Below are 1,610 nucleotides of genomic sequence, written 5' to 3'. Positions count from 1 at the left end.
GCCGGCCCGCGCGGCCTCGCGTTAAGTGTAGGTTGGGTTAGGCGCGCGGTTCGATCCCGAAGCCCAGTGACAGGGCTGAACGCGCCGTAACCCAACACGCCGGACTGGTCCCGACGTAGGAGGGATCTTTTCCCACAACCAACGCCAAACAACCCAGGACCGCGCTAAATTTAGCGATTGCTAACAAAACGTGCTGAAAAAACTGAATTTTTCAAGGTCCCCACCAAACGGCCAAAGCGACTAGTACCTAGTTTCGGTCGCTATTGCTGGTCCCCACACTGGAGCGGGTAAGCCAAGCGTGTGAGCCAGCAGATACTGTGAACTTGCAACATCGGTCGAAACTAGGTACTAGGCTCCAAAGGCGCCTAACGGTTCTCTGCACGAAACCTTTATAGTTAGGAGCCGGCAGGACGATGGAGCCCGTTTATGACACGCAGAAATACTCTACAGGAACACCAGAAGACCAGTGTTGTCATCGCTGAAGATGAGATGTTGCTTGCCGGGGTACTTCCCAACCTCCTACATGCGACCTCATATGGTAGGATCGAGGTTATCGAGACTTGCTCCAGTCAATCTCAACTGTCCAGAACACTGATGAAATTAAAACCAAATGTCCTGCTATGCGACATTTGGATGCCCAAAAACCATGAGAGTCTACCTACGCCCTATGATGCATCCTCATTGCAGGCACTCAAGCGACAAAGCCCGAACACTGCTATCCTATTGTTGAGTGGCAACCCGGATGCAGCACTGGTGAAGAATCTTCTTGATTCAGGAGCCAATGGATTTATCAGTAAGGGCGTGTCTCCGGGACAGATCTGCCAAGCTATCAGACAAGTCAGAAAAGGTAACAGATACGTCGAACCTCGCCTTCAAACAGCAATCGATCTATTGAACGTCAATTCAAGCAAGTCCATCCATACTCAGCTGTTAGCAGGACGCAGAGGAGACGTATTAAGGCTATTATTAGAGGGACTTTCCTCGAAGCAGATTGCCGATGCACTCCCGGTCGGAAGGAAACATGTGGAAAAAAAGATTGCAGAGGTCAAGTCCATTCTTGGGGTTGAAACTCACATCGGGATCTTTCGCATGTGTATCAAACTTGGAATAATCCAGGTATGACAATATGGTCACAGAGAACTCAGACAACATTCCCCATTATGATGCCGCGCTGGCGCTAAGTGCTGCCGGTGACGTTCCCGCCGTCCGAGACGAGATCGCGAATGGAATTCTAGATCTGTTCTCCGATAAAGGCGAGCTGGCGGCACTCTTCGAGGTCTCTCTTTATCGCAGAGACCCAACCCGAAGTCGCGTGCTGACACATCGCGCAATTGGTCTCGCAAAGCAAGGCGCAATGCCCTCACTGGAACTGCTCTGCAAGAGAATCAACACTGCCATAAACTCAGGTGAGTTTGCAGTTGCCGAGGAACTTGGCAGAGAGCTACCTGTAATAATAGAATCGATACGCACTATCGTTTCTGAGAACCAATCCTAATCACATCCATCCACTTATCTTGCCTGCCAACTGCATACCAATGCCATTAAGTTAGCTGCCGGCCGCTGGTCGTGGTAGGTCGGGTTAGGCGCGTGCTTCGGTGTTCGGTTGGGTC

Annotated in this window: 2 protein-coding genes; both read left to right on the top strand. The window is 51.0% G+C overall.

Features of this window, described 5'->3' with window-relative positions:
* The first annotated feature begins 426 nt into the window (after positions 1 to 426).
* On the top strand, positions 427 to 1,122 hold the full coding sequence (locus BQ17_RS15710) for a response regulator transcription factor (RefSeq protein WP_089728641.1): 696 nt from the start codon (positions 427 to 429) through the stop codon (positions 1,120 to 1,122).
* Positions 1,123 to 1,126: 4 nt separating this feature from the next.
* A complete protein-coding gene (locus tag BQ17_RS15705; RefSeq protein ID WP_089728639.1) occupies positions 1,127 to 1,495 on the top strand; it encodes a hypothetical protein in 369 nt (122 codons plus the stop codon).
* Positions 1,496 to 1,610: the final 115 nt, after the last annotated feature.

It is taken from the genome of Candidatus Thiosymbion oneisti (assembly GCF_900092655.1).
Taxonomy (GTDB): domain Bacteria; phylum Pseudomonadota; class Gammaproteobacteria; order Chromatiales; family Chromatiaceae; genus Thiosymbion; species Thiosymbion oneisti.
Note: the sequence above shows the minus strand (reverse complement) of the source record. Positions and strands in the feature narration are given on the sequence as shown.